Annotated in this window: 1 pseudogene; it reads left to right on the top strand. The window is 47.5% G+C overall.

From position 1 onward, the window contains the following. Positions 1–451: pseudogene (locus tag PROVRUST_RS18595) on the top strand (phage tail tape measure protein); the annotation flags it as partial.

Here is a 451-nt window from a genome sequence, read left to right as displayed (position 1 = left end):
AAGCAGGCAGCGACAGATTTATTACCTGAGTGGATGTTATCAGATGATGCCAAAGCTGCGAGATTAGCAACTCAGGCAAGCGGTGCATCCGTAGCGGGTAAGTCACTTGCAGGGTTATTTGATAGCGGTGGTTATATTCCACGCGGTCAATTTGGTATTGTGGGTGAGTATGGTCCTGAGATTGTTAATGGTCCTGCGAATGTGACCAGTCGTAAAAGTACAGCGGCATTGGCTGCGGCAGCATTAACACTAGGGTCAATGTCGGCAGCGGCAGATAAGCCGATTCATCCCTATGCCCTACCGGCTAAAAACTACGTTTCTACCCCAGTTAATATCACTCAAAATCGCAGTGAGTCTAGTCGATCCCCGATTGAAATTCATATTCATCCTACACCGAATCAATCAGCCGCGGATATTGCAAAAGAGGTCGCAAGGCAATTAGAAGATGCAG

This window comes from Providencia rustigianii DSM 4541 (genome assembly GCF_000156395.1).
Lineage (GTDB): Bacteria > Pseudomonadota > Gammaproteobacteria > Enterobacterales > Enterobacteriaceae > Providencia > Providencia rustigianii.
This window is presented reverse-complemented; position numbering and strand designations above follow the sequence as displayed.